Raw genomic sequence first — 23,522 nt, forward strand, 5'->3', positions numbered from 1 at the left:
ACCGGTTACCGGCCGGTCGGTGACGATCGGCGCAGGTAGACGTGCCACGATCTACCCGTGCTCCGTCCCTTCGTGGCCTACCTGCGGGTGTACGAACCCCTGCTCGCCCTGGGCGACCCGCCGGACGAACGGCTGCGTGCGGCCGTCGCGGCGGCCAAGCTGCGGCGGACGGACGCGGGCGCCCGCGAGCAGGCCATGTGGCTCAAGTCACAAGTCGCCGCCCCGCGGCGGTTGCTGCCCGCCGAGCTCGCCGACGGCCGTCCCGCCCCGAGCCTGCTGACCGACGTCCTGGTGCTGGCCCCGGAGGACGTGCCGGGTGGCAAGGCCGAAGCCGGCCCGCTGGTCTGCCCGCTGGAACTGCGCGCCCGCTCGGCGGCCGCGCTGGTGACGTTCCTGGGCGACGCGCACCCGGCGCTGAAGAACGTCGTCCTCGACGAGGGCGGCTTCACCCAGGAGACGATCCGCGCCCGCACCAAGTCGGCGATGGCGGACCTGAGCACGACGGCGGCCCACACGCTGTCGACGACGTGGACGGTCCCGCTGCCCTGGTTCGTGCTGATCGACCCGGACGACCGCCGCCTGGTCCTCGGCAGCGGCCGCGACGACCCGAAGCGCGAACTCTCCTGGCGCGCGACGCTCGCCGACGCCCAGCACCGCGCCCGCGAGGCCGGCGAGCTGCTGGAGCAGACCTTCGGCGACTCCGGCCCCGGCCGGGTCCTCTTCGAAACGCGCCGCTGGCTCGACAACTTCCACCCGGACTCGGTGATCGAGCTCGACTACGGCGGCCTGGTCCAGCTGTTCGCGGACGCGGTCCTGGAGGCCGACAACACGGCGGACGAAGTCCACGACATCCTGGACGCGCTGCGCTCGGGCAATGTCGAGGAGCTGGCCGAGCTGTTCTCGGACCTGCGCGAGTTCTGGGGCGACCTCGCCGCCCGCGAGCGGTCGAACTAGCCGCGCAGTTCCGGGACCCGGATCTCGCCGGCCGGGCGGCCGCCGCCCAGGATCGAGCCGTGGGCGAGTGCGTCCAGTCCGGACACGTCCACACCCAGGTACCGCAGGGCTGCCACCGCGAGCGGGGCGCACGCGCGCTTGGCGCCGTCGTCGATCTTGATCGCGACCGCGAAGCCGTCCGGCAACGCGAACGCCTGGACGCCCTCCGCGCCCGCCTTCGAAACCAGGCCGTCCACGGCGGACATCAGGTCCGTGTCCTCGCGGCCGGTGCCGCCGACCAGCCACGGGTGCGTCCGCATCGCCGTGGCCACCCGGCTCGCGGGGCCGTCCGGGGCCGTGGCCAGCCTGCCGAACGCGCGAGCCAGCCCGGTCAGCGAGAACGCGAACAGCGGGGCACCACAACCGTCCACTCCGGTGTGGGCGATCGGCTCGCCCGTCAGCTCCGCGACCGTCGCCGCGATCTGCTGCTGCAGCGGGTGGTCCGGGGCTTCGTACCCCGACGTGGGCCAGCCGGCGCGGAGGCAGGTGGTCAGCATCGCCGTGTGCTTGCCGGAGCAGTTCATCATCACGCGGCGGGGCTCGGCCGCGTCGCGCATGCTCGGGACGTGCAGCGGGAAGTCCGGGGGGCAAGCCAGGTCGTCTTCGTGCAGGCCGGCCGCTTCCAGCAGTTCCAGCACGCGCTTCACGTGGCCCGGCTCGCCGGAGTGCGACGCGCACGCCAGCGCCAGGTCCTCGCCGTCGAAGTCCAGGCCTGCACGCAGCATGCCGACCGCCTGCAGGGGCTTGTTCGACGAGCGCGGGTACACCGGCGAGGTGACGTCGCCCAGCACCAGGCGGGCTTCGCCTTCGGGGCCGGTCAAGACCAGGGCGCCGCGGTGGACGCTTTCGACGAAACCGGAGCGGACGACCTCGGCCAGGACGGGGTTGGTCACTGCTCGCCGCGTCCTCGTTCGCTCTCGAGCAGCTCGTCCACAGTGGCCGAACCCTGCTGGTAGCGCTTCGCGATCTCCGCGTTGAGCGTGTCCATCACGCCCTGGACCTCGCGCCGGAACGACGACACCGACAGCTCTTCGCTGGCGTAGGTGTCCAAAGCGGAGGCGAGCTTCTCGTCCGAGAGGGAGCCGACGTCGGTGAGGTCGGTGTCGCCGATCAGGGCTTCCGCGTGCCGGCGGTGTTCGCCGGCCCGGGACGGCTCCAGCTGCTGGTGCCGACCGGAACCCGCCGCCGGGCCCAGTGCGTTGTCGGCCAGGATCGTCGCCAGCTGGTCGACGATGCTGGCTTCGCCGCCGGAGCTGCGCCGCACCTGCTCGGCGCGCACGATGTCGATGCGCGCGTGCAAGAGCCGGCGCAGGTAGGACAGGTCCGTCTCTTCCTGCGCGGCTTCGTCGCGCCGCTCGCGCAGCACCTTCAGCGGCAATTCGCCCAAGCCGCTGAGGTACCCCGGGCCGAGCACGCGGTCGATCCGCCGCCTGCCGCCGGGCCGCACTTCGATCACAGCGCAGTTTATCCCGGTTGGGCGTGATCTCGCTGTCAGGGGCTTTCGTTCAGCCACGGAGTTGCGCCGCCGCCGCACGCCCGGGGGCGGGCAGTTCCGACGGCACCGAGTCGGGGTCGATCGCCGCCTGCACGAGGTTGTCCTCCGAGCCGGCCAGCAGCTCCGCGCCCACCGGCGTCGACCGCTTGACCAGCGCCAACGCGATCGGGCCGAGTTCGTGGTGCTGGATGACCGTGCCGATCCGGCCGACCGTGCGGCCGTCGAGCAGCAGCGGGTCGCCGGGTTCCGGCGTGACCTCCGGCGAACCGTCCAGGTGGAGCAGCAGCAGGTTCCGCGGCGGGCGGCCGACGTTGTGCACCTTCGACACCGTCTCCTGGCCGCGGTAACAGCCCTTCGCGACGTGCGCGGCCGAGCCGACCCAGCCCACCTCGTGCGGGATCGTGCGGTCGTCGGTGTCCACGCCCCGCCGGGGGCGCACCGACTCGACGCGCAGGGCGTCGAACACCCAGCTGCCCGCCGCCCGCGCGCCCGCGTCGGTCAGCCGCTTCCACCAGTCGAGCAGCGCCGCGCGCGGGACGGCCAGATCGACGCTGGAGCGGCCCGGCCACGGCATCCGCCGCGCGAAACCGCCACCCGGCAGCGGCGCCACCGCGTACGGCTCCGGGCCGATCTCGGCGCCGACCGCGCTCAGCACGCGCTCGGCGTCCGGGCCGAGCACGGTGAGCAGCGCGAGCTCGGCGGTCGCGTCGCGGATGTCCACCTTGGACCAGAACTTCATGGCTTCGAGGTATTCGAGCAGCGTCTGGGGGCCGCCCTTGGGGAGCGCGCTGGTGACGCGCGGACCCGGGTCGGTGTCGAGGTACACCGTGCCGTCGAGGTGCGCGACCACCATGTGCGTCTCGACGCGGCCCTGGCTGTCGAGGACCAGCGCCTCGGTGCCGGAGCCCTCGGCGAGCCCGGTCACGTGCTGCGAGATGACCAGGTGCAGCCACGACAGCCGTTCTTCGCCGGTGACGGCGAGGAACTCGCGGTGCGACCGGTCGATCACGACCACGCCGCGCGAGGCCGTGCGCTGTTCCGCGAAGGGGTCTCCCCAGTGCCAGGGGACGCCGGCTTCGGGGTGGTCGTCGGGCGAAGGGATCGATCCGGGCACGTCCAGCAGCGGCGAGCGGTACGGCATACCGCCCAGCCTAGGTGAGTACCGTGGCCGCATGCGCGTCCTCGTCTTCCTCGACGGAACCCCGGCCGACCCCGACGTCGCCCAGATCAAGGTCGACGACCTCGGGCTGCTGCGCGGCGACGGCGTCTTCGAGACGATCCTCGTCGTCGGCGGCAAGCCCCGTGAGCTGCGGCCGCACCTCGAGCGGCTGGCCCGTTCCGCGGCCATGCTCGACCTGCCGGAGCCCGACCTCGGCGCCTGGGAGCAGGTCGTTTCGGCGGTGCTCGAAAGGTGGACCGGCGGGCCCGAAATGACGCTGAAACTGGTGTACACCAGGGGATCCGACGGCGACCCCGCCGCGCGGCCGACCGGGTTCGCGCTCGGCTCCGAGGTGCCGCCGTCGATCTTGAAGGCCCGTGCCGAAGGCGTCGCCGCGATCACCCTCGAACGCGGTTTCCCGCCGGACCTCGCCGAGCGCGCGCCCTGGCTGCTGCTCGGCGCGAAGCCGTTGTCCTACGCGATGAACATGGCCGCGGTGCGCGAAGCCGGCCGCCGCGGCGCCGAAGATGTGATTTTCACCGCCGCGGACGGTTCGGTCTTCGAAGGGCCGACGTCGACCGTCGTGCTGGCGAAGGGCCGGACGCTCTACACGCCGCCGTCGAGCATCGGCATCCTGCCGGGCACCACCCAGGCCGCGCTGTTCCGCGGCGCCGAGAAGGCGGGCCGGGCGGTCAAGGTGGAGCCGCTGACGGTCCGCGACCTCGTCGAGGGCGACGGCGTCTTCATGGCCTCCAGCGTCCGCAAGCTGACCCGCGTGCACACGCTGGACGGCGAACGGCTGCCCGACTCTTCCGCGGTGTACGCCGAGCTCGTGGCGGCCTACGAGGGCGAGTACGCCTGAATGATCCGCACTATCGCCGGCGCGACCGCTTCCGCGCGGTACGCGGCGATCTTGTGGTGGCCGTCGATGATCAGCTCGCGTTCGCCGTCGGCCAGCACGACCGCGACCGGCCGGTGCCCGGTGCGGATGGCGGTCCGGTAGTAGCCGACGCGGGCCTCGTCGGACGGCGGCCAGGTGTCGGTCGGCGTCAGCTCCTGGTCCGCGGCGAGCCGTTCCGGCCCGCTCACGCGGTAGTCGCCGTCGACGAGCAGGTCGAGGACGGGCCCGAGCGTGGCGGCCAGCGGACGGCGCAGCTGCCCGGTCGCCAGTGCGATCCGCAGCGCCTGCGGGAGCTCCGCCCGCGCCCGCGTGTTCACGTCGAGGAAACCCGTGCCACCGCTGATCGTCACCTGTTCCACAGTTATCAGGACGGGCGACGGCGCGACATGGTTCCAGCTCCTACCCGGACGGGTGCACCGGGTGACTCCGGTCTCACCTGCCTGGCGGTACCGGGTTTTCAGGACAGCCGGAAGCGGACGCGGGTGCCCGGACGGGCCTGCGCGAGCGCGCTCAGCGCCCCCGCGCGGACGACGGCCGCGACCGGGTAGCCGCCGGTGGTCGGGTGGTCGGCGAGGAACACCACCGGCAGCCCGTTCGGCGGCACCTGGATCGCGCCGGTGACGACGCCTTCGCTGGGCAGTTCGCCGTCGATCGCGCGGCGCAGCGGTGTCCCGTCGAGGCGCAGGCCGACGCGGTTCGACTCGGCCGTGACCGTCCACCACGCCGAGAGCCCGCCGGCCGCGTCCTCGAGCCAGTCGTCGCGGGGGCCTAGCGTCACCGGCACCACGAGTTCGCCGGGCGCCGGGACGGGGACGACGACGTCCGCGCCCGCCGGGATCCCCGTGGGCGCGCCGAGCGGGAGCACGTCGCCGGCGCGCAGCGGTTCGGGTCCGATGCCGGACAGGACGTCCCGCGACCGGCTGCCCAGCACCGGTTCGACGGCGATGCCGCCGGACACCGCGAGGTAGCAGCGCAGCCCGGTCGCCGGGGTGCCGACCGCCAGCGTCTGGTCGGCGCGCACCGGCACCGGCACGTGGGAGCCGAAGGGCCGGCCGTCGACGGCGACGGAGACCGCCGGGCCGGTGACGGCGACCGTCACCGCGGCCGGGAACCGCGCCGTGAGCCCGCCGAGCAGGGCTTCGATCCCCGCGGCGGCTTCGGCGTTGCCCACCAGGCGGTTCGCGAGCCGCAGCGACGCCGTGTCCAGCGCGCCCGAAGGCGCGACGCCGAGATGCGCGTAGCCGGTCCGGCCGAGGTCCTCGACCAGCGCGTAGCGGCCCGGGTCCAGGACTTCCATGGACCTCACCGGACGCTCCGGAAGCGGACGCGGTCGCCCGGCGCGAACAACGCGGGCGGATCGGCGTGCGGGTCGAACAGCGTCGCCGACGTGTGCCCGAGCAGCCGCCAGCCGCCCGGTGATTCGCGCGGGTAGACGCCGGTGAACTCGCCGGCCAGGCCGACCGAGCCGGCCGGGACGCGGGTCCGCGGCGACTCCAGGCGCGGCTGGCGCAGCGGTTCCGGCAGGCCGGTCAGGTAGCCGAAGCCGGGCGCGAACCCGGTGAACGCGACGGTGTAGACGGGTTCAGTGTGCAGCTCGACGACCGCGTCCTCGGAGATCCCGGCGTCCGACGCGATCAGCGCGAGGTCCTCGCCGTCGTAGCGGACGTCGAGGGTGACTTCGCGCGGCTCGCCGTCGGGCGGGTGGGAGAGGTCGGCGCCGTCCAGCAGCGCCCGGACCGCGGCGACGCCCCCGACGACGAGCAGGCTGCGCGCGCCCGGCACGAGGTCGATGACCCCTTCGGGGCGGGCAGCCAGCACGGTCGCGTGCGCGGCCCGCAGCTGGCCGGGCGAGTCGCAGTCGAGCAGGGCGGCGTCCTCGCCACACCGCCGCCAGCGCACGGCGTCAGCCGACGACGCGGTGCAGCAGGGCGGAGCTGTGGGGCTGCATCTCCTGGCCGACCATCGCGCGCTCCTCGACGTAGCCGAGGGAGCCCTCGATCAGGCCGTACAGCCGCTGGGCGGCGGTGACGTCCTTCGCCGTGGCCGTGCGGACCACCGCGTCGGTGCCGAGCTCCCAGGACGTCTGGTTGCGCGGCTTGCCGTAGTACAGCTCGACGATGCCGGTGTTGTGCGTGAGCAGCAGCTCGATGGTGTCGTCTTCGTGCGGCCGCCAGAACCCGGACTCGCGGGCGGCGGGGCGGATGACGTTGCCCTCGTCGTCGAGCAGCCAGGCCCGGGCCTCGTGGATCAGGAACGGACGGCCGTCGTGCGAGATCGTGAGCTGCTGCGCGAACTTGCGCGGGCCGTCGATGGTCGGGTAGTCGACCTCGCCCTCACCCCGCCAGACACCGACGAGCGGCAGCAGCGCGAGGCAGGCGTCGTTGAGGTTCGCCCCCTCGCGCAGGTTCGCGGTGTCGTTGGGGATGGGCAGGTCGTCCCACAGCGGAAGGTTGCGCGCCCGGGTGCTCTCCGCGCGCTTCTCCGCTGCCGCGATGGCTTCGTCGCCGCTGGCGGTCATGGGTCAGCGCTGGTCCGCGTACAGCCGGTAGACGACGTACACGGCGAACCAGGTGATCGCGATGCCCGCCAGCACCAGCAGGGTCGTAAACAGGATTTCCACGCCTCGGAGGATAGTCCGCCCGCCCTCACCCGGCCCGGCGCAGGGTCGCCGCGGTGAGCACGGTCACCGACAGCAGGACCACCCCGGCCACCGCCATGGCCAGGTACAGGCCGCCCGGCAGCGTCGGACCGGCGGCCACCAGCGCGCCCAGCGCGGCGACGCCGAGCGCGGTGCCGGTCTGGCGGGCGGCGTTGACCGTCGCCGACGCGATCCCGCTGCGGTGCCCCGGCAGCCTCGCGAGGCCGACGATGTTCGACGGCGTCACGGACAGCCCGACCCCGGCCCCGGCGACCGCGAAGGCCACGGCCACCAGCCAATACGGCGTCGAGGCGTCGAGGAGCAGGAATGCGAACGAGCCCACCCCGGCGACTAGGTAGCTGACCGGCAGCAGCCGTTCGGCGCCGTAGCGGGCGGAGAGCCGACCGGCCGTGAAGGCGGCGACGACGTTGGCCAGCACGTACGGGAGCATCTGGACGCCCGCTTCGGACACCGAGAACCGGGTCCGCGCGAACAGCCGCACCGGCAGCATCGGGTGCGGCACGCGCAGTTCGACCACGACGAACGCGACCAGCGCGACGAGCCCGAACGCCCCGGTGACCAGCACGGACGGGCTCGCGCCGAGCCGGCCCGCCTCGATCACGGCGAACGTCAGCAGGCCGATCCACAGCGCGCCGAGCACCTGCCCGGTCAGGTCGAGCGCGCCGTGCGCGGGGTCGCGGGACTCGGTGATCCCGCGGCGGCCGGTGAGGACGGCGGCGAGCCCGATCGGCACGTTGATCAGGAAGATCGACGGCCAGCCGAAGGCGTCGGTCAGCGGGCCGCCGACGAGCGGGCCGAGCACGAGCGCGCAGCCGGCGACCGTGCCCCACAGGCCCATCACGCGCGCCCGGGCGGCGGGTTCCGGGAAGGCGTGCGCGAGCAGCGCGACGGCGCCGGGGATCACCGCGGAGGCCGCGAAGCCCTGGACGAACCGGGCGGCGACCAGCCATCCGAGCGTCGGCGCCAGCGCGCAGCCGACCGACGCGACGGTGAAGACGGTCAGGCCGCTCAGGTAGACGAGCTTGCGGCCGTAGCGGTCGCCGAGCGTCCCGCCGGAGAGGATCACGGCCGTGAGCGCCACGGTGTAGCCGTCGACGATCCACTGCAGGCCGCTGAAGCTCGCGCCGAGCGTCCGCTGCATGGTCGGCAGCGCGACGCTCACCACGCTGACGTCGAGCAGGGCCATGAAGCTGCCGAGGAAGACGGCGGTGAGCAGGCCGGTACGGGTGGCCGCTCACGCACTTCCTGCGCTGCCCCGCGACCACACCGCCCGCGTCCTGGCCGAAAAGCCGTGAAGGCCTCCTTACCGGGCATAAAAGCCGGTAAGGAGGCCTTCACGGACTTGGGACTCAGGCGACCGAGATCGCCAGCTGGTGCAGGCCCGGGCCGTCGGCGGTGACCGAAGCCTCGCCGTTGCCGGAGCGGTGCAGGGCGCGGACCGTCCAGTCGCCCGGCGCCGCGTAGAAGCGGAAGTCGCCCTCGGCCGAGGAGACCACCTCGCCGGTGAAGTCGCCGCCGCCGTCGAGGAGGCGGACGAACGCGCCGCCGACCGGCCCGTTCGCACCCGTCACCTTGCCGGCCAGCACGACCTGGCCGCGCGTGTCGTAGTTCGCGGGCGTGGCCTCCTGGACCGGTGCGCCGCAGCTGTCGTCAACCGCCATCACTTGGCTCCCAACTCGACCGGCACGCCGACCAGCGAGCCGTATTCCGTCCATGAACCGTCGTAGTTCTTCACGTCCTCGTAGCCCAGCAGCTCGTGGAGCGCGAACCACGCGATCGAGGAGCGCTCGCCGATGCGGCAGTAGGCGATGGTGCCCTTGCCCTCGTCGATGCCCTCGTCCTTGTAGAGCTCCTTGATCTCGTCCTCGGACTTGAAGGTGCCGTCTTCGTTGGCGACCTTCGCCCACGGCACGTTCAGCGCACCGGGGATGTGACCCGGAACCTGGGACTGCTCCTGCGGCAGGTGCGCCGGGGCGAGCAGCTTGCCGGAGAACTCGTCGGGCGACCGCACGTCGACGAAGTTCTTCGACCCGATCGACTGGACGACCTCGTCGCGGAACGCGCGGAGGCTCAGGTCCTGGTCCTGCGCCTTGTACTCGGTGGCGGGGCGCTTGACCTCGTCGGAGCTCAGCTCACGGCCGTCGAGCTCCCACTTCTTGCGCCCGCCGTCGAGCAGCTGGACGTTCTCGTGGCCGTACAGCTTGAAGTACCAGTACGCGTAGGCGGCGAACCAGTTGTTGTTGCCGCCGTAGAGGATCACGCGGTCGTCGTTCGAGATGCCCTTCTCCGACAGGAGCTTCTCGAAGCCCTCCTTGGAGACGAAGTCGCGGCGCACCCCGTCCTGCAGGTCCTTGCGCCAGTCGAACTTCACCGCGCCCCGGATGTGGCCTCCGTCGTAGGCGGTGGTGTCCTCGTCGACCTCGGCGAACACGACGCCGGGGGTGTCCAGGTTCTCCTCGGCCCACTGAGTGGTGACCAGGACGTCTTCACGGCTCATGGAACGGACTCTCTTTCTGGGGTTGAACTTCAGGACGACGCGCGGGCGGGGGTGAAGCGCTTGATGAGCAAGAACATTTCGCAGCCAAGACAGAAGTCGAAGGCCGCGTTGAGGAACGCCGCGAACAACGCGAACGCGGTCGCGACGATGCCGAGTGGAGTTATCCCCACGGCGAAGCCGATCGTGCCGACCAAGGCGAAGACGAACCCGACGGCCTGCGCGAACCGCAGCGGGGCCGCGTCCTCGCGCTCGTCGGTCGGGCCGAGGCGCGGGGCCACGAACGTGCGGTAGAGCACCGAGTACGGCGCCGGCTTGAGCCCGACGAAGGCGCCGATGGCGAACACGACGGTCTGGATCGCCAGCAACGGCCACCACTGGGTGACCAGCACGACCGCGAGCACGATCGTGGTCAGGATGGCGGCGAACCGCGGGCCTCGCGGGTCGACGGCCGGTCCGGCGGACATGGATCCTCCAGCTGGAGCGAGAGATTACGTGCGAACGGCACGCGTCAGCGGCATCAGGGCTGGCGGGGACGGGCGTGGTTCAGCGCCGGTCGGACGACGCGCGACACAGGCTGCTGCGGACGCGGCAGAGGTCTACTGCGCGTCGCTGCGTGAGGAATGTGCTCAGCCTGGTCACGGGTGCGAGCGTACCCAGCTCTCCCTCAGAGTGGGAACCACGTTCACACTCTGGGAGAAATCCCATTTGACGGGAAGGTGGCTGGTCAGAGCGTCCGAGTCGTGAGATGTGGCTGCAACGCGGCCAGCAGCTCGGGTCCTTTGGGGACGCCGCCGACGCGCAGCAGCTCCCGGCCGTCCGGGGTCAGCGCGATGGTGGTCGGCGTCCGCAGCACGGACAGCGACTGCGCGACCTCCGGCTGGTTCGTGACGTCGAGTTCGACGTGGTGCAGGCCCTCGGTGCGCTCGGCGAGCGGACCGAGGACGGCCTTCGCGTGCCGGCACGGCGCGCAGAAGGTGGTGGAGATCTGGACCAGCGTCACGGCGGACGCCGGGTCGAGGGCGGCGGTGACGGGGCCAGGCAGCTCGCGCGCGGCGGGCTTCGCCTCGCGAACGCGCCCGTTGCGGGCCTTCAGCAGGACCCCGACGGCCACGGCGGCCACCAGCGTCGCCGCGAGCACCCACAGTCCCGTCACCGCACCGCTCCTCTACTTGCTCAGGTCCGCGAAGGACACATTGGTCGCTTCGCCCTTGATCGTGACCGATCCGCTCTGCACCCGCACGCCGGTCGGGGTGACCGACAGCGGCAGGTCCTTCGTGTTGATCGAGGCCTTGAAGTTCGGCATCAGCGCCTTCTGCACCGCCGCGGGGACGACCGTGGTCTCCTGGTCGTTCCCGAACTGCAGCCGCTTGGGGACGAAGTTGATCGTCCCGCCCTTCGCGTCGGCTTCGATCATCGCGAAACAGAAGATTTCCAGATCCTTGCCCGCGAACTGAAGGTGTCCCGAAATGCGGACACCGGTGCTCGACTCGTCGACGGGCTGGCCGTCGGCGCCGGTCGTGGTGGTCGGCGCCGGTTCGCTCTGGCCGGAGTCGCCGTTCTCGACGTAGTCGGTGCTCGACGGCTCGACCCGCAGGTCCTTGATCTTGTCCAGCGGCGAGAGGCGGGCCAGGTCGGCGGCCTTGATGGTGACCGAGCCGGTCAGCTCGCCGATGGTGATCGACTTCGTGTTGCCCGCCGTGAGGTCGGACAGCGGCGCCGAGACGTTCTCCAGCTCGGCGTTCACCGCGACGTCCTGGAGCTTGTCCGCGACCGGGAGACCCGCGGCCGACACGCTGATGTGACGGTAGTCACCGCCCAGCGCCTGCGTGAGGAACGGGAAGCCGTGGATCGTCACCGACGGGTCGTCAGTCAGCTGAAGCTGCGTACGCGCCTTCTGCGAGATCATGTGCTCGGCGTACGCGGCGGCCCCGAAATCGGCGCCGACCAGCAGTAGCACGAGGACCACCAGCGCGATCACCCAGCGCCGGGCCCGGCGTCCGCGGCGCCGCGCGTCCGGCGCCGGTCCGGGTCGGTCGTCCCGGGTCACGGGCCTGCTCACCATCGCGTCCGTACTCCTGTTCGTCGGGTCCACCGGGGTTTCTCCAGGTGTGATCGATCCAGCAAGGGTTAGGTGCCGGGCGGTCGAGCCGCTATTCTCACTTAGCACCGAACAACGCCACCGTGCGGCGACGATTTGTGGAGGCGGTGCGGCTCATGAGCCTGGACCTTTTGGTGCTGACTGCGGAAGCCGACGCCACCTCGGTGTTGCCCGCGCTGGACCTGCTGCCGCACACCGTACGCGTCCGGCCTCCCGAGGTGACGGCCCTGCTCGACGCGGGCCACCGGGACGTCATCCTCTTGGACGCCCGCAGCGACCTGGCCTCGGCGAAGAGCCTCTGCCGGCTGCTCAAGGGCGCCGGTGAAGACGAGGCGGCCACGCCGATCATCGCCGTCGTCGGCGAAGGCGGCCTGGTGGCGGTCAGCGCCGAGTGGCGCACCGACGACATCCTGCTGCCGACCGCGGGCCCGGCCGAGGTCGACGCCCGGCTGCGGCTGGTCACCACCCGCGACGGCGGCTCCGCGCAGGTCGACGCCGAGCTGCGGGTCGGCGAGCTGGTCATCGACGAGGCGACCTACACCGCCCGCCTGCGCAAGCGCACCCTCGAGCTCACCTACAAGGAGTTCGAGCTGCTCAAGTACCTCGCCCAGCACGCCGGCCGGGTGTTCACCCGCGCTCAGCTGCTGCAGGAGGTCTGGGGCTACGACTTCTTCGGCGGCACCCGCACGGTCGACGTCCACGTCCGGCGGCTGCGCGCCAAGCTCGGCCCGGAGCACGAGCAGATGATCGGCACCGTGCGCAACGTCGGCTACAAGTTCGAGCGGCCCGCCAAGGGCGGCGCGCCCCGCCAGCCGGCCCCGGCCGAGGCACCGGCGGAGACCCCCGAGCTCGCGCACTGACACCACCACACTTCTCAGGACGCGGCGAGAACCGTCAAGTTGCCTCCCCCGCGGGTACGGTCGCAGGGTGACCGGTGAAGGCGAGTGGCGGCAGGAACTGGACGACAAGCAGCTCGAGGACGTCCGGAGGCTGCTGCTGGCCGTCCGGGACGCCGACGGGCGGCCCGAGGTCGAGGCCGACGGGCCGCTGCCCGGCGAGTTCGACGGCGGTGAGCACCTCGTCGCCTGCGTCGACGGCGAGGTCGTCGGCTACGCGCACGTCGACACCACCGGGGACTCCTTCGGGCACCAGGTCGCGGAGCTGTTCGTGCACCCGGCCCACCGCAACCGCGGCTACGGCGCGAAGCTGCTTCAGGCGCTCGACGAGCGCGCCGCGGTCGGCTTCCGGCTCTGGGCGCACGGCGACCACCCCGGCGCGCGCAGGCTGGCGCAGAAGGCCGGCCTGGAGCGCAAGCGCGAGCTGCTGATCCTCCACGTCGGCGTCGAAGGCGCGGACTGGCCGGAGCCGGTGCTGCGCGAGGGCGTCTCGCTGCGCACGTTCGTGCCGGGCCAGGACGAGGACGCCGTGGTCCGGGTGAACGCGCGGGCCTTCGACTGGCACCCCGAGCAGGGCGCGCTGACCGTCGACGACGTCCGCGCCGACGAAGCCCGGCCGTGGTTCGACGCCGACGGCTTCTTCCTCGCCGAAGAAAAGGGCGAGGTGATCGGCTTCCACTGGACCAAGGTCCACGAGCCCACCCCCGGGCGGTTCGGCGGCGAACGCGTCGGCGAGGTCTACGTCGTCGGCGTCGACCCGGCGGCGCAGGGCGGCGGGCTCGGCCGGGCGCTGACCCTCGCCGGGTTGCGGTACCTCGCGGGCCGCGGGCTGGGGCAGATCATCCTGTACGTCGAGGGCGACAACGCGGCGGCGCTCGCGGTCTACACGAAGCTCGGGTTTGCGCGTTACGAAACCGACGTGCAGTACGGTCGGTGACCACGATGGACGCGGCGCGAACACCTCGTCACGGTGTGCGAACTCGCAGGTCACGGCCCGGACACGGCACCCTCTCGGGGTAGTAGCACTCCTCACATCCGGAGCCTTGTTCACTTTTCGTTCATCTGGAGAGGGGCGAGCGTCCACCGGCGCTGCCTAATGTCCGGATCCGGCGCGGCAGCACAGCCGCGACGACCCGGTCAAGCTCCTGATGGAGGAAACAGCAGTGAAGATCATGCGGCCCCTGAGCGCGGTGGGCGTCGTCGCGAGCGCCGCCCTCGTGCTCGCCGCCTGTGGTGCCGACCCCGCGGCGACCAACAGCAGCGGCTCGAACTCGGCTTCGGCCCCCGCTGCCACCGGCACCGCCGACGTGGAGTGCGGTGGCAAGAGCCCGCTCTCCGCGGAAGGTTCGTCGGCCCAGAAGAACGCCATCGACATCTTCACGCAGCAGTACAGCAAGAAGTGCGCCGGCCAGCAGGTCAACTACAACCCGAGCGGTTCGGGCGCGGGCGTCAAGCAGTTCAACGCCAACCAGATCGACTTCGGCGGCTCGGACTCGCCGATCAAGGACGCCGACGCCGCGGCCGCCAAGGCCCGCTGCGCCAGCGACGCCTGGAACATCCCGCTGGTCGTCGGCCCGATCGCGGTCGCGTACAAGCTGTCCGGTGTGGACAAGCTGACGCTGACCCCGTCGGTGACCGCCAAGATCTTCAGCGGTGGCATCACCAAGTGGAACGACCCGGCCATCAAGGCGGTCAAGGGCAACGAGAGCCTGAACCTGCCGGACAAGCCGATCCAGGTCGTCTCCCGCGCCGACGAGTCGGGCACCACCGACAACTTCCAGAAGTACCTGGGCGCGGCCGCGAAGGCGGACTGGACCAAGGGTGCCGGCAAGAAGTTCAACGGTGGCGTCGGCAACGGTGCGCAGGGCTCCAACGGTGTCGCGACCGCGGTGAAGGCCTCCGACGGCGGCATCACCTACGTCGAGGGCGCGTTCGCCAAGGACGGCCTGACCCCGGCCCTGATCGACAGCGGCTCCGGCGGCGTCGAGCTCAACGCGGCGAACGTGGCGAAGTCCCTGGACGCGGCCAAGTTCCTCAAGGACGGCTCGAACGACCTCGCGCTCGACCTCAACGGCATCTACGCCAGCAACACCCCGGGTGCCTACCCGCTGCTGCTGACGACCTACGAGATCGTCTGCTCGAAGTACGCGAACCCGGACGTCGCGAAGGCCGTCAAGGCGTTCCTGACGGTGGCCGCCACCGACGGTCAGCAGCCGCTGTCCGCCAAGGGCTACGTGCCGATCCCGCAGTCGCTGCAGACGAAGGTCCTGACCGCCGTCAAGGCGATCTCCTGAACCGGCATTGCGACTGAGATCCGAGTGATAGAGGCTGGTCAGAAGTAGCTGATGAGCGAGTCATCCTCGACGCGAACGCCCACCGGCGACCCCGGTGGGCGTTCGTCGTCCGCCACGACGCCCCCGGAGGTCCCGATTTCGGAGCAAGCAGCCCCGCCGGCGGCGCCCGAGCCGCCCGCGAGCGAGAAACCGAAGAAGGTGCGGCCCGGTGACCGCATCTTCCAGAACCTGACCACCGGGGCCGGGATCTTCGTCGTCGCCCTGATCGGCCTGATCGGGCTCTTCCTGCTCATCCAGGCGATCCCGGCGCTGCGGGCCGACAACGTCAACTTCCTGACGAACCACGGCTGGTCGACCAACGACCCCGCCAACATGTCCTTCGGCATCCTCGACCTGCTCGAGGTCACCGTGGCGACGTCGGTCGTGGCCCTGGTCATCGCGATGCCGGTTTCGCTGGGCATCGCGCTGTTCCTGACCCAGTACGCGCCGAAGCGGCTCGCGCGGCCGTTCGCGTACGTCATCGACCTGCTCGCCGCGGTGCCGTCGATCATCTTCGGCCTGTGGGGCATCCTGGTGTTCGCGCCGGCCATCGAGCCGTTCTCGCAGTGGATCAACACCACGTTCTCGTGGTTCCCGCTGCTGGCGCCCGGCAACGTCGCGCCGAGCGTGCGCGGCACGATCTTCACCGCCGGCATCGTGCTGGCCGTGATGATCCTGCCGATCATCACGTCGCTCTCGCGCGAGGTCTTCGAGCGCACGCCCACCCCGCACATGGAGGGCGCGCTCGCCCTCGGTGCGACCCGGTGGGAGGTCATCCGCACCACGGTGCTGCCGTTCGGCAAGGCCGGCTACATCGGCGCGTCGATGCTCGGCCTCGGCCGCGCGCTCGGCGAGACGATCGCACTGGCCGTCATCCTGCTGATCCCGCAGGGCAAGAACTTCGACTGGAGCCTCTTCGACGGCGGCGCCACCTTCGCCTCGAAGATCGCCGCGAACTACAGCGAGTTCAACAACGAGATCTCGGCCGGCGCGTACATCGCGGCCGGCCTGGTGCTGTTCGTGCTCACGTTCCTCGTCAACTTCGCGGCGCGGTCCGTCATCGGCAAGAAGGGAGACTGAGCATGACCACCACGCTCGAAGCCCCTGCCACGACCCCCGCGTTCCAGCAGGTCAGCCTGGCCCGCAAGGTCAAGAACGGCATCGCGACGGTGCTCGTCTGGCTGTCGTTCCTCATCGCGGTCGTCCCGCTGGTGTGGGTGCTCTACACGGTGATCGCGAACGGGATCAAGCGCATCCCGTACACCAACTGGTGGTCGCAGGACCTGGGCAACTACCTGTCCGACGAGGTCGGCGGCGGCGTGCTGCACGCCATCATCGGCAGCCTGCTGCAGGGCCTGGTCTGCGCGATCATCGCGGTGCCGATCGGCATGCTAGTCGCGATCTACCTCGTCGAGTACGGCCGGGGCAAGCTCGCGAAGGCCACGACGTTCATGGTCGACATCCTCTCCGGTGTCCCCTCGATCGTCGCCGCGCTGTTCATCTACGCGCTCTGGATCACCACGTTCGGGCTGCCGCGCAGCGGTTTCGCGGTTTCGCTGGCCCTGGTGCTGCTGATGATCCCGGTGGTCGTCCGCTCGTCGGAGGAGATGCTGCGGATCGTCCCGGACGACCTGCGCGAGGCTTCCTACGCGCTGGGCGTGCCGAAGTGGAAGACGATCATGAAGATCGTGCTCCCGACGGCGATGTCCGGCATCGTCGGCGGCGTCATGATGGCGCTGGCCCGCGTGATGGGCGAGACCGCGCCGCTGCTGGTCCTGGTCGGCTACTCCGCCTACACGAACTGGGACATCTTCAGCGGCGAACAGGCCGCGCTCCCGCTGCTGATGAACAACGAGCGCGTCACCAACTCGATGGATCCCGGCTCGGTCGGCTTCGACCGCATCTGGGGCGCGGCGCTGACCCTGGTGCTCATCATCGCGCTGATCAACCTCCTCGCCACCGTGTTCGCGCGCCTCGTCGCCCCGAAGAAGAAGTGAGCTGTTCCTGATGGCCAAGCGAATCGATGTCAAGGACGTCGACATCTACTACGGCAAGTTCCACGCCGTGGACGGCGTCACCCTGTCCGTGCCGCCGCGCAACGTCACCGCGTTCATCGGCCCGTCGGGCTGTGGCAAGTCGACGGTGCTGCGCACGCTCAACCGCATGCACGAAGTGATCCCCGGCGCCCGCGTGGACGGCCAGGTGCTGCTCGACGGCGAGGACATCTACGCGTCGGCGGTCGACCCGGTCCAGGTCCGCCGCACGATCGGCATGGTGTTCCAGCGCCCCAACCCGTTCCCGACGATGTCCATCAAGGACAACGTCGTCGCGGGCCTGAAACTGGGCGGTACCAAGGGCAAGAAGACCCTCGACGACATCGCCGAGCGCGCCCTGCGCGGCGCGAACCTGTGGAACGAGGTCAAGGACCGCCTCAACAAGCCGGGCGGCGGCCTGTCGGGTGGTCAGCAGCAGCGTCTGTGCATCGCGCGGGCGATCGCGGTCCAGCCGGACGTCCTGCTGATGGACGAGCCGTGCTCGGCGCTGGACCCGATTTCGACGCTCGCGATCGAGGACCTGATCGGCGAGCTGAAGAAGGACTACACGATCGTCATCGTCACGCACAACATGCAGCAGGCGGCGCGGGTTTCCGACCAGACGGCGTTCTTCAACCTCGCCGGCGTCGGGCAGCCGGGCCGGCTGGTGGAGCTCAACGACACGGAGAAGATCTTCTCCAACCCGGACGAAAAAGCCACGGAGGACTACATTTCCGGCCGCTTCGGCTGAGTTGTCCGTGTCCTAAGTGGAGCAAGGGAAAAGCCCCCGGCACCGGCCGGGGGCTTTTCCCTTGCCTGGTATCAGATGTCGTCGTCCGAGCCGTAGCCCGGCATCTTGCCGGTGACCACGAAGATCATCCGCTTCGCGACCGACACCGCATGGTCGGCGTAGCGCTCGTAGAAGCGGCCGAGGAGGGTGACGTCGACCGCCGCGGCGACGCCGTGCGGCCACTCACGGTCCATCAGGACCGTGAACAGGTGGCGGTGGATGTCGTCGACCTGGTCGTCGTCGGACTCGAGCGTCTTCGCCGCCTCGACGTCCTTCGTCTTGATGACCTGCTCGGTCGAGCGGGCCAGCTTGACCGCGACCTCGCCCATCTCGGCGAAGTACGGGCGCACGGCCTCGGGCAGCACCGGGTCGGGGTGGCGGCGCCGCGCGGCCTTCGCCACGTGCAGGGCCAGGTCGCCCATCCGCTCAAGGCTTTCCGCGGCGTGGATCGCCGCGAGGACGGTGCGCAGGTCGGTGGCCACGGGCGCCTGCAGGGCCAGCAGGGCGTACGCCTGCTCCTCGCACTGGGCGCGCGCGTCGTCGACCTTGGCGTCGTCGCTGATCACCTGCTCGGCGAGACTGAGGTCGACCTCCAGCAGTGACCTCGTGGCCCGCTCCATGGCATCGGCGACCTGGACCGACATGGCGGCCAAGTGGTCGGCGAGCTGGGCGAGTTCGACATGGTAAGCCTCACGCATGGCCCAACCCTACGGCCAACCGTGACCAAACACCGCATCGCCGGGTGAACCGCACGTGAACCCGGTCTAACGATCCTCGCGGATCAGCCCGTGGTGCCGCTCTTCTTGCTGGTCGTGGTGCTCTTGGAACTGCCGGTCTTCGACTTCGACGTGCTGGTCGGCGGCGCCTGCTCGCTCGGCGGGATCGGCGCGTTCGGGTTGGGCAGCGGGGCGTTGTTGCGCAGCGCGTCGAAGAGGGCCTTCGCCTTGCTGCGGACGAGGACCTCGTTGCCGCGGCTGTTGTGTTCCCCGGTCGTCGGCACGGTGAGGAACGTGATCTTCGACGGGTCCAGGCCCTTCATCGACTGCGCCAGGCTCATCATCTGCTTGACGCCGAGGTTGTCGCCGAAGGTGGCCTTCGCGAACGCCGTGATGAAGTCGCTGAGCTTGCCGGGGTCGAGCACGACGTCCGACGACATGACCTTCTTCAGCAGCGCGCCGATGAACAGCTGCTGCCGCTTGATGCGGCCGTAGTCGGACGTCGGGTCGCCCTTGACGTGGCGCGCGCGGACGAAGTTCAGCGCTTGATCACCGGAGATGGTGACGTCGCCGGTCTCCAGCAGCACCTTGCCGAGGATGGTGTCGTCGATCGGGGTCTCGTTGTGCACGGTGACCCCGTGCACGGCGTCGACCATCTCCTTGAAGCCGTTGAAGTCGATGCCGATGAAGTGGTTGATCCGCAGCCCGGTGATCTGCTGGATCACCTTGGTGGTGCAGGGCGGGCCGCCGACCGCGTAGGCGGTGTTGAGCTTCGCGATCTTCTGCTCGGGAACCTTTTCGTCGGTCGTCTTGCTCTGCGCGGTGTCCCAGCGCTGGCACTCGGGCCGGTCGATCTCGAGGTCGCGCGGGAACGACGTGACGACGACCCGCTTCCGGTCGGCCGGGATGTGCGCCACCATCACGGTGTCGCTCCGCGCGCCGGGGGTGCTGTCGGCGGTGCCGACGCCCTCCTCGTCGGACGCGCCGTCGCGGGTGTCGGAGCCGACCATCAGGAAGTTCTCGTCGTTGGCCTGCGCGTCGGCGTCCTGGATGTCGGAGGAGTTCTCGTCGAGCGCGGATACCTGGGTGAACTTCGCGTCGAAGTACGTTTGGGCGCCCCACGCGCCCCCGATCCCGAGGAAAACGAGCCCGGCGACCACGGCGGCGGCGATCCGCCCGAACCGCACCGAGCGCTCGATCTTCCGCGCCTTCTTCTCCTGCAACCGGGTCTGCGCGGCCTGCTCCTCGGAGACGGCCTCGCTTTCGCCCTGCGGCGTCGTGGTGACCACGCGCTGAAGGGCGGTGCGGGTGCTCTCGATGATCGAAGCGGGCGAGAGGCGCTCACGGCGTTCGCGCCGCTTCGCTTCTTCGGCTTCCATCTCGTCGTGCGCGGCGGAGAACCGGGCGAGGGTGTGATCGATCTTGCGCCGGTACTGGGTCGCCTCGTCGATCGCTTCCATCTCGTCGGTCATGGTCAGCGGATCGAGCGCGGCCCGCGGCGGGACGCCGGGCGTGCGCTGCGGCGCCGCGCCTTCCGCCATCGCGGCGCGGCTCTCGTCGGGTGCGGTGCCTCGGCGCGGAGCAGGGCTGTCCGGGGTGGCGCCGGGGCGGCGGCCGGCTGGTCCGGCACGGCGGACGGCCTCGGGCGTGGCGGCGCGGTTCTCGTCGGGTGCGGCGCCCCGGCGCGGCGCGGGGCTGTCCGGAGTACCGGGAGGACCGACCGGGCGCGCGGTGGCGGGCCGTCGCTCGGGAGAACGGTGCGGAGCGGGCCCGTCCGGCGCGGCAGCACGGCGGGGCGCGTCGACCGCCGGAGCGTGGCGGGTGGCGGCATCCTCGGGCGCACCACGCCGGGGCGCGGGTCCCTCGGCCGTGCGCCGGGCAGCGGGGGCGTCGGCGGTGGGGCTGTGACGGGTTGCGGGGCTGCCGTTCGCGGGGGTGTGGCGGGTTGCGGGGCTGCCGGCTGCCGGGGTGTGGCGGGGAGCGTCGTCGGGTGCCGCTGCGCGTCGGGCGGCGGGCGCGTCGGCCGCGGGGGTGTGGCGAGGGGCGTCGTCGGGCGAGGCCGCGCGCCGGGGGCGGCGAGGGGGCTGGGGCGCCGCCGACGTCTGCTGGGGGCCTGGGTTGGCCGCCGGGGGACGGCGCTGGAGCGGGGCCTCCGGGGCCGGGGCCGCCGCTGCCGTACGGCGGGGCTGGCGGGGGCGCGGGGGGCGTGGTTGACGGTTCGCGTCCGTGGGTACTGGGTCTTCGGCGGGAGGCTGCGGTGCCCGGCTCCGAGACGGCGGCTCGGCGGCCCGGCGGTCGGGCTCGCGGGGCGGTACCGGCCGCACGCCGGTGGTCTTGGCCACGACGTCCGAGACGCTGATGCCGCCCTGGTCCTCCATCGACCTGCGTCTACCCGTCCGGGGCCGCGCCGGGCCATCGGTGCGGCGACCGGTTCCCGGGCTGTCGTGCTCGTCCGGCACTCGGTCTCCTTCCGCACGATCTCGACTAGGGCGTCCTCCCCCGCAGGAGGTGATCGTTCCCCCGGAGGTTTTCGTTATCGTACGGATACCCCCCGTTCGTGACGACACCCTCCCGGAAATTTCTTCACCTTGAGTCGACGAACGGCCGCTCGGCGTCGACAAACGGGTGAAGCATCCCGTCGGCAATCCGGAGTAATGCCGTGTTTACGTTACTCAGAGTGGGTTAATAACTGCGTGCTTTGCGCGTCGCGATAGGCCACTTTGTTGCGCCCCGCGCGTTTCGCCGCATAAAGCAGGTTGTCGGCGCTGCGCAGCTGGCGTTCGGGGGACGACGGTGCCCCGGCTTCGTGCGCCAGCCCGGCGCTGATCGTGACGTGCAGCCCCGGCTGGAGTTCTGACCAGGGATGACGGGCCACGCGCACCCGGGCCGCGTCGACGATGCGGATCGCGTGCCCGGCGTCGACGCCCGGCAGCCACAGCACGAACTCCTCGCCGCCGTAGCGGGCGCAAAATGCGTCCGGGGGCAGTTCCTCCTGCAGCAGATCGGCGACCCGGCGGAGGACGCGGTCGCCGACGAGGTGACCGTACGTGTCGTTCACGCGCTTGAAGCGGTCCAGATCGACCAGTGCGATCCCGAGTGGGGGACGGTCGGTGAACGGTCCGTAGAGCCGCTCGTCGAGATAGCGCCGGTTGTAGCTTGACGTCAGCGCGTCGCGCAGGCTGCCGTCGCGGGCGATGTCCAGCGCGGACCGCAGGTGCTGGTACGCGCGCCGCCAGTCGCCTTGGGTCGCGAAGAGGCCGGCGATGGCTTCGTGCAGGCGGAGCAGGTCCGGCGGCCGTGGGCGGCCGGCCCGGCTCAGCGCGCTTTCGCCCTCGGCGACCATGCCCACCTCCACCACCCCATGGTTGTCGTCGCGGCGGAGGCCGCTCTTGAGGCATCGGTGCGGACGAAGGTGAATTTCGCTCAAACGGGACAGTGGTGGTGACTCTGCGGAGTGGTCACTTCAGAGGCCGGAGAACGGCTCGATGCCCTTGAGCTGGGCGAACTGATCTTTGGCCCAGTAACTCACGTCAGCCGTGACGTCGTCGAGTAGCTCCGCGTAGTCGGTCCAGGCGACCCAGCGCCAGTCGCCGACCTCGGCCGGGTTCGGGGACGGCTCGTCGTCGGCCCACGCGACGAACACCGGGCAGAACTCGTTCTCGACGATCCCCTGGAACGGCGGCGTCCGGTAGCGGTAGTTCGGCAGCACACAGCGCAGCCCGGACAGCGACGGCAGCCCCAGCTCGTAGGCCGCGCGCCGGCGGACGGCGTCTTCGAGCGACTCGCCCGGCGCGGGGTGACCGCAGACGCTGTTGGTCCAGACCCCCGGCCAGACCTTCTTGTCGGCGGCGCGCTGGGTGATCAGCAGGGCGTCGTCGCCGCGGCGCAGGACGTAGCACGAAAAGGCCAGGTGCAACCGGGTGTGCTCGTGGTGGCTGGCCAGCTTCGGGCCGGTTTCGCCGGTGGGCACGCCGCCTTCGGTGACGAAGACGACCTGCTCGGTCTCGGGTTCGGTCGCGATATCCACGTCGCCCAGTGAACACGAACGCGCCGAACCGGCCGTACCGCGAGGTGGGTGGGTTACCCGCGATCCGCCCGGCGGGGTGACGGCCGGTTACCGCGCGTCGAGATGCTCGACGAGCAGCGAGGTGACGGCCTCCGGCGCCTCTTCCGGCACCCAGTGCGTGACGTCCTCGAGCATCTCGAACCGGTACGGCCCGGTCACCCAGTTCGCGGTGTCGAGCGCGGCGGTCGAGCCGAAGGAGACGTCCTCGGTGCTCCAGACGTACAGCGTCGGCACGGCGATCTTTCCGATCTTCCCGCCGGGCCGCCCCGCGCGGTACCAGTTGAGCGCCGCGGTGAGCGCCCCCGGCTCGGACAGCCGCCGCACGTAGTCGTCGACCTTGGACGGCGACACCCGCCGCTCGAACATGTCCCGCAGCGCGCGGCCGTCGTTCTCCAGCATCCGCCGCTCGGTGACGCGCGTCTGCCGCCACTCGGTCATGTACCGCGTGCGCAGGTGCTGGTCCTCATCGGTCTTCATGGCCGCGGCGAGCGCGGCGGGGTGCGGCGTGGAGATGACGGCGAGGCTGCGCAGCCGCTCGGGGTGCGCATCGGCGGTCCACCACGCGACGGCACCACCCCAGTCGTGCCCGACGAGGTCGAACCGCTCCCAGCCCAGCTCTTTGGTGATCGTGACGACGTCCTCGACGAGGTGGTCGATCGAGTATTCGGCCGCCTGCTCCGGCCGCACCCCGGGCGAGTAGCCCCGCTGATCGGGCGCGACGGCCCGGTAGCCGAGCACCCCGAGCGTGGCGACCTGGTGCTCCCACTCGGTCGCGGCTTCGGGGAAGCCGTGCAGCAGCAGCACGGGCCGCCCGTCTTCGGGCCCGGCGGCGATGGCGTCGAAGGTTCCGGCCTCGGTGGGGATGCTGATGTGGTCGATCACGGGC

General features: G+C 71.1%; 26 protein-coding genes. 8 read left to right on the forward strand and 18 right to left on the reverse strand.

Going from position 1 to position 23,522, the window contains the following annotated elements; genetic code table 11:
- Window positions 1-57 precede the first annotated feature (57 nt).
- A complete protein-coding gene (locus H4696_RS35650) occupies window positions 58-954 on the forward strand; it encodes a DUF8083 family protein (RefSeq protein ID WP_169735021.1) in 897 nt (298 codons plus the stop codon).
- Here the strand turns inward: H4696_RS35650 and H4696_RS35655 are convergent.
- Genes H4696_RS35655 through ygfZ form a run of 3 tightly spaced genes read right to left on the reverse strand, consistent with a single transcriptional unit; the run spans window position 951 to window position 3,629 of the window.
- Complete coding sequence (locus tag H4696_RS35655; protein ID WP_086861420.1) at window positions 951-1,886, reverse strand: asparaginase; 936 nt, start codon at window positions 1,884-1,886, stop codon at window positions 951-953. The genes H4696_RS35650 and H4696_RS35655 overlap by 4 nt on opposite strands.
- On the reverse strand, window positions 1,883-2,449 hold the full coding sequence (locus tag H4696_RS35660) for an RsiG family protein (RefSeq protein ID WP_086861421.1): 567 nt from the start codon (window positions 2,447-2,449) through the stop codon (window positions 1,883-1,885). The genes H4696_RS35655 and H4696_RS35660 overlap by 4 nt, the downstream gene beginning before the upstream one ends.
- Before the next feature lie 49 nt (window positions 2,450-2,498).
- The gene (gene ygfZ / locus H4696_RS35665) at window positions 2,499-3,629 is read right to left on the reverse strand and encodes a CAF17-like 4Fe-4S cluster assembly/insertion protein YgfZ (protein ID WP_192782706.1); all 1,131 of its coding nucleotides are present in this window, start codon (window positions 3,627-3,629) and stop codon (window positions 2,499-2,501) included.
- 31 nt (window positions 3,630-3,660) lie between these two features.
- Between ygfZ and H4696_RS35670 the strand changes: the two genes are divergently transcribed.
- Window positions 3,661-4,509: an aminodeoxychorismate lyase gene (locus tag H4696_RS35670; protein WP_086862609.1), complete on the forward strand. Its 849-nt coding sequence runs from the start codon at window positions 3,661-3,663 to the stop codon at window positions 4,507-4,509.
- Here the strand turns inward: H4696_RS35670 and H4696_RS35675 are convergent.
- From H4696_RS35675 to H4696_RS35720, 10 genes are all read right to left on the reverse strand, one after another.
- A complete protein-coding gene (locus H4696_RS35675) occupies window positions 4,488-4,907 on the reverse strand; it encodes a hypothetical protein (RefSeq protein ID WP_192782707.1) in 420 nt (139 codons plus the stop codon). The two genes, H4696_RS35670 and H4696_RS35675, sit on opposite strands and share 22 nt — an antisense overlap.
- Before the next feature lie 98 nt (window positions 4,908-5,005).
- Window positions 5,006-5,845: a 5-oxoprolinase subunit C family protein gene (locus H4696_RS35680; protein WP_086862610.1), complete on the reverse strand. Its 840-nt coding sequence runs from the start codon at window positions 5,843-5,845 to the stop codon at window positions 5,006-5,008.
- A gap of 5 nt (window positions 5,846-5,850) precedes the next feature.
- Window positions 5,851-6,447: a 5-oxoprolinase subunit B family protein gene (locus tag H4696_RS35685; RefSeq protein ID WP_086862611.1), complete on the reverse strand. Its 597-nt coding sequence runs from the start codon at window positions 6,445-6,447 to the stop codon at window positions 5,851-5,853.
- Window positions 6,448-6,451: 4 nt separating this feature from the next.
- The gene (locus tag H4696_RS35690) at window positions 6,452-7,066 is read right to left on the reverse strand and encodes a heme-binding beta-barrel domain-containing protein (protein ID WP_086862612.1); all 615 of its coding nucleotides are present in this window, start codon (window positions 7,064-7,066) and stop codon (window positions 6,452-6,454) included.
- A gap of 127 nt (window positions 7,067-7,193) precedes the next feature.
- Window positions 7,194-8,423, reverse strand: a complete 1,230-nt coding sequence (locus tag H4696_RS35695; RefSeq protein WP_225957722.1) for an MFS transporter — start codon at window positions 8,421-8,423, stop codon at window positions 7,194-7,196.
- A gap of 133 nt (window positions 8,424-8,556) precedes the next feature.
- A complete protein-coding gene (locus H4696_RS35700; RefSeq protein WP_163046728.1) occupies window positions 8,557-8,868 on the reverse strand; it encodes a DUF1416 domain-containing protein in 312 nt (103 codons plus the stop codon).
- A complete protein-coding gene (locus H4696_RS35705; protein ID WP_086862615.1) occupies window positions 8,868-9,704 on the reverse strand; it encodes a sulfurtransferase in 837 nt (278 codons plus the stop codon). Before H4696_RS35705 ends, H4696_RS35700 begins: the two co-directional genes overlap by 1 nt.
- Window positions 9,705-9,733: 29 nt before the next feature.
- Complete coding sequence (locus H4696_RS35710; RefSeq protein ID WP_086862616.1) at window positions 9,734-10,168, reverse strand: DUF4395 domain-containing protein; 435 nt, start codon at window positions 10,166-10,168, stop codon at window positions 9,734-9,736.
- A gap of 260 nt (window positions 10,169-10,428) precedes the next feature.
- Window positions 10,429-10,857, reverse strand: a complete 429-nt coding sequence (locus H4696_RS35715; RefSeq protein ID WP_086862617.1) for a TlpA family protein disulfide reductase — start codon at window positions 10,855-10,857, stop codon at window positions 10,429-10,431.
- 12 nt (window positions 10,858-10,869) lie between these two features.
- Complete coding sequence (locus tag H4696_RS35720) at window positions 10,870-11,766, reverse strand: LmeA family phospholipid-binding protein (protein ID WP_086862618.1); 897 nt, start codon at window positions 11,764-11,766, stop codon at window positions 10,870-10,872.
- Between the two features lie 152 nt (window positions 11,767-11,918).
- On the opposite strand from H4696_RS35720, the gene H4696_RS35725 reads away from it, so the two are divergent.
- From H4696_RS35725 to pstB, 6 genes are all read left to right on the forward strand, one after another.
- On the forward strand, window positions 11,919-12,662 hold the full coding sequence (locus tag H4696_RS35725; protein ID WP_169735076.1) for a winged helix-turn-helix transcriptional regulator: 744 nt from the start codon (window positions 11,919-11,921) through the stop codon (window positions 12,660-12,662).
- Window positions 12,663-12,729: 67 nt separating this feature from the next.
- A complete protein-coding gene (gene mshD, locus H4696_RS35730; RefSeq protein ID WP_086862619.1) occupies window positions 12,730-13,635 on the forward strand; it encodes a mycothiol synthase in 906 nt (301 codons plus the stop codon).
- A gap of 226 nt (window positions 13,636-13,861) precedes the next feature.
- Entirely contained in the window at window positions 13,862-14,992 is a 1,131-nt protein-coding gene (pstS, locus tag H4696_RS35735) for a phosphate ABC transporter substrate-binding protein PstS (RefSeq protein WP_086862620.1), read from the forward strand.
- A gap of 198 nt (window positions 14,993-15,190) precedes the next feature.
- Complete coding sequence (gene pstC / locus H4696_RS35740) at window positions 15,191-16,111, forward strand: phosphate ABC transporter permease subunit PstC (protein ID WP_086862621.1); 921 nt, start codon at window positions 15,191-15,193, stop codon at window positions 16,109-16,111.
- A gap of 2 nt (window positions 16,112-16,113) precedes the next feature.
- Complete coding sequence (pstA, locus tag H4696_RS35745; RefSeq protein ID WP_086862622.1) at window positions 16,114-17,028, forward strand: phosphate ABC transporter permease PstA; 915 nt, start codon at window positions 16,114-16,116, stop codon at window positions 17,026-17,028.
- Between the two features lie 10 nt (window positions 17,029-17,038).
- Complete coding sequence (pstB, locus tag H4696_RS35750) at window positions 17,039-17,815, forward strand: phosphate ABC transporter ATP-binding protein PstB (RefSeq protein WP_086862623.1); 777 nt, start codon at window positions 17,039-17,041, stop codon at window positions 17,813-17,815.
- A 71-nt stretch (window positions 17,816-17,886) separates the two neighbouring features.
- On the opposite strand, the gene phoU is transcribed toward pstB, so the two are convergent.
- The 5 genes from phoU to H4696_RS35775 form a co-directional block, all read right to left on the reverse strand.
- Window positions 17,887-18,552 (reverse strand): phosphate signaling complex protein PhoU, encoded by a 666-nt coding sequence (gene phoU, locus H4696_RS35755; RefSeq protein ID WP_086862624.1) that lies wholly within the window; start codon window positions 18,550-18,552, stop codon window positions 17,887-17,889.
- A gap of 83 nt (window positions 18,553-18,635) precedes the next feature.
- Window positions 18,636-20,111 (reverse strand): LCP family protein, encoded by a 1,476-nt coding sequence (locus tag H4696_RS35760; protein ID WP_192782708.1) that lies wholly within the window; start codon window positions 20,109-20,111, stop codon window positions 18,636-18,638.
- A gap of 1,127 nt (window positions 20,112-21,238) precedes the next feature.
- Window positions 21,239-21,913 (reverse strand): GGDEF domain-containing protein, encoded by a 675-nt coding sequence (locus tag H4696_RS35765; RefSeq protein ID WP_086864523.1) that lies wholly within the window; start codon window positions 21,911-21,913, stop codon window positions 21,239-21,241.
- A 120-nt stretch (window positions 21,914-22,033) separates the two neighbouring features.
- Entirely contained in the window at window positions 22,034-22,597 is a 564-nt protein-coding gene (gene idi, locus H4696_RS35770; RefSeq protein ID WP_086864522.1) for an isopentenyl-diphosphate Delta-isomerase, read from the reverse strand.
- A gap of 87 nt (window positions 22,598-22,684) precedes the next feature.
- Complete coding sequence (locus H4696_RS35775; protein WP_086864521.1) at window positions 22,685-23,518, reverse strand: alpha/beta fold hydrolase; 834 nt, start codon at window positions 23,516-23,518, stop codon at window positions 22,685-22,687.
- Window positions 23,519-23,522: the final 4 nt, after the last annotated feature.

Source organism: Amycolatopsis lexingtonensis (assembly GCF_014873755.1).
Taxonomy (GTDB): Bacteria; Actinomycetota; Actinomycetes; order Mycobacteriales; family Pseudonocardiaceae; genus Amycolatopsis; species Amycolatopsis lexingtonensis.

Coding starts and splice junctions, on each gene's coding strand:
- ygfZ (WP_192782706.1), bottom strand. CDS start 3,629: ATGCCGTACCGCTCGCCGCTGCTGGACGTGCCCGGATCGATCCCTTCG.
- H4696_RS35670 (WP_086862609.1), top strand. CDS start 3,661: ATGCGCGTCCTCGTCTTCCTCGACGGAACCCCGGCCGACCCCGACGTC.
- H4696_RS35680 (WP_086862610.1), bottom strand. CDS start 5,845: ATGGAAGTCCTGGACCCGGGCCGCTACGCGCTGGTCGAGGACCTCGGC.
- H4696_RS35690 (WP_086862612.1), bottom strand. CDS start 7,066: ATGACCGCCAGCGGCGACGAAGCCATCGCGGCAGCGGAGAAGCGCGCG.
- H4696_RS35700 (WP_163046728.1), bottom strand. CDS start 8,868: ATGGCGGTTGACGACAGCTGCGGCGCACCGGTCCAGGAGGCCACGCCC.
- H4696_RS35705 (WP_086862615.1), bottom strand. CDS start 9,704: ATGAGCCGTGAAGACGTCCTGGTCACCACTCAGTGGGCCGAGGAGAAC.
- H4696_RS35710 (WP_086862616.1), bottom strand. CDS start 10,168: ATGTCCGCCGGACCGGCCGTCGACCCGCGAGGCCCGCGGTTCGCCGCC.
- H4696_RS35720 (WP_086862618.1), bottom strand. CDS start 11,766: ATGGTGAGCAGGCCCGTGACCCGGGACGACCGACCCGGACCGGCGCCG.
- H4696_RS35725 (WP_169735076.1), top strand. CDS start 11,919: ATGAGCCTGGACCTTTTGGTGCTGACTGCGGAAGCCGACGCCACCTCG.
- pstA (WP_086862622.1), top strand. CDS start 16,114: ATGACCACCACGCTCGAAGCCCCTGCCACGACCCCCGCGTTCCAGCAG.
- pstB (WP_086862623.1), top strand. CDS start 17,039: ATGGCCAAGCGAATCGATGTCAAGGACGTCGACATCTACTACGGCAAG.
- phoU (WP_086862624.1), bottom strand. CDS start 18,552: ATGCGTGAGGCTTACCATGTCGAACTCGCCCAGCTCGCCGACCACTTG.
- H4696_RS35760 (WP_192782708.1), bottom strand. CDS start 20,111: ATGGCGGAAGGCGCGGCGCCGCAGCGCACGCCCGGCGTCCCGCCGCGG.
- H4696_RS35765 (WP_086864523.1), bottom strand. CDS start 21,913: ATGGTCGCCGAGGGCGAAAGCGCGCTGAGCCGGGCCGGCCGCCCACGG.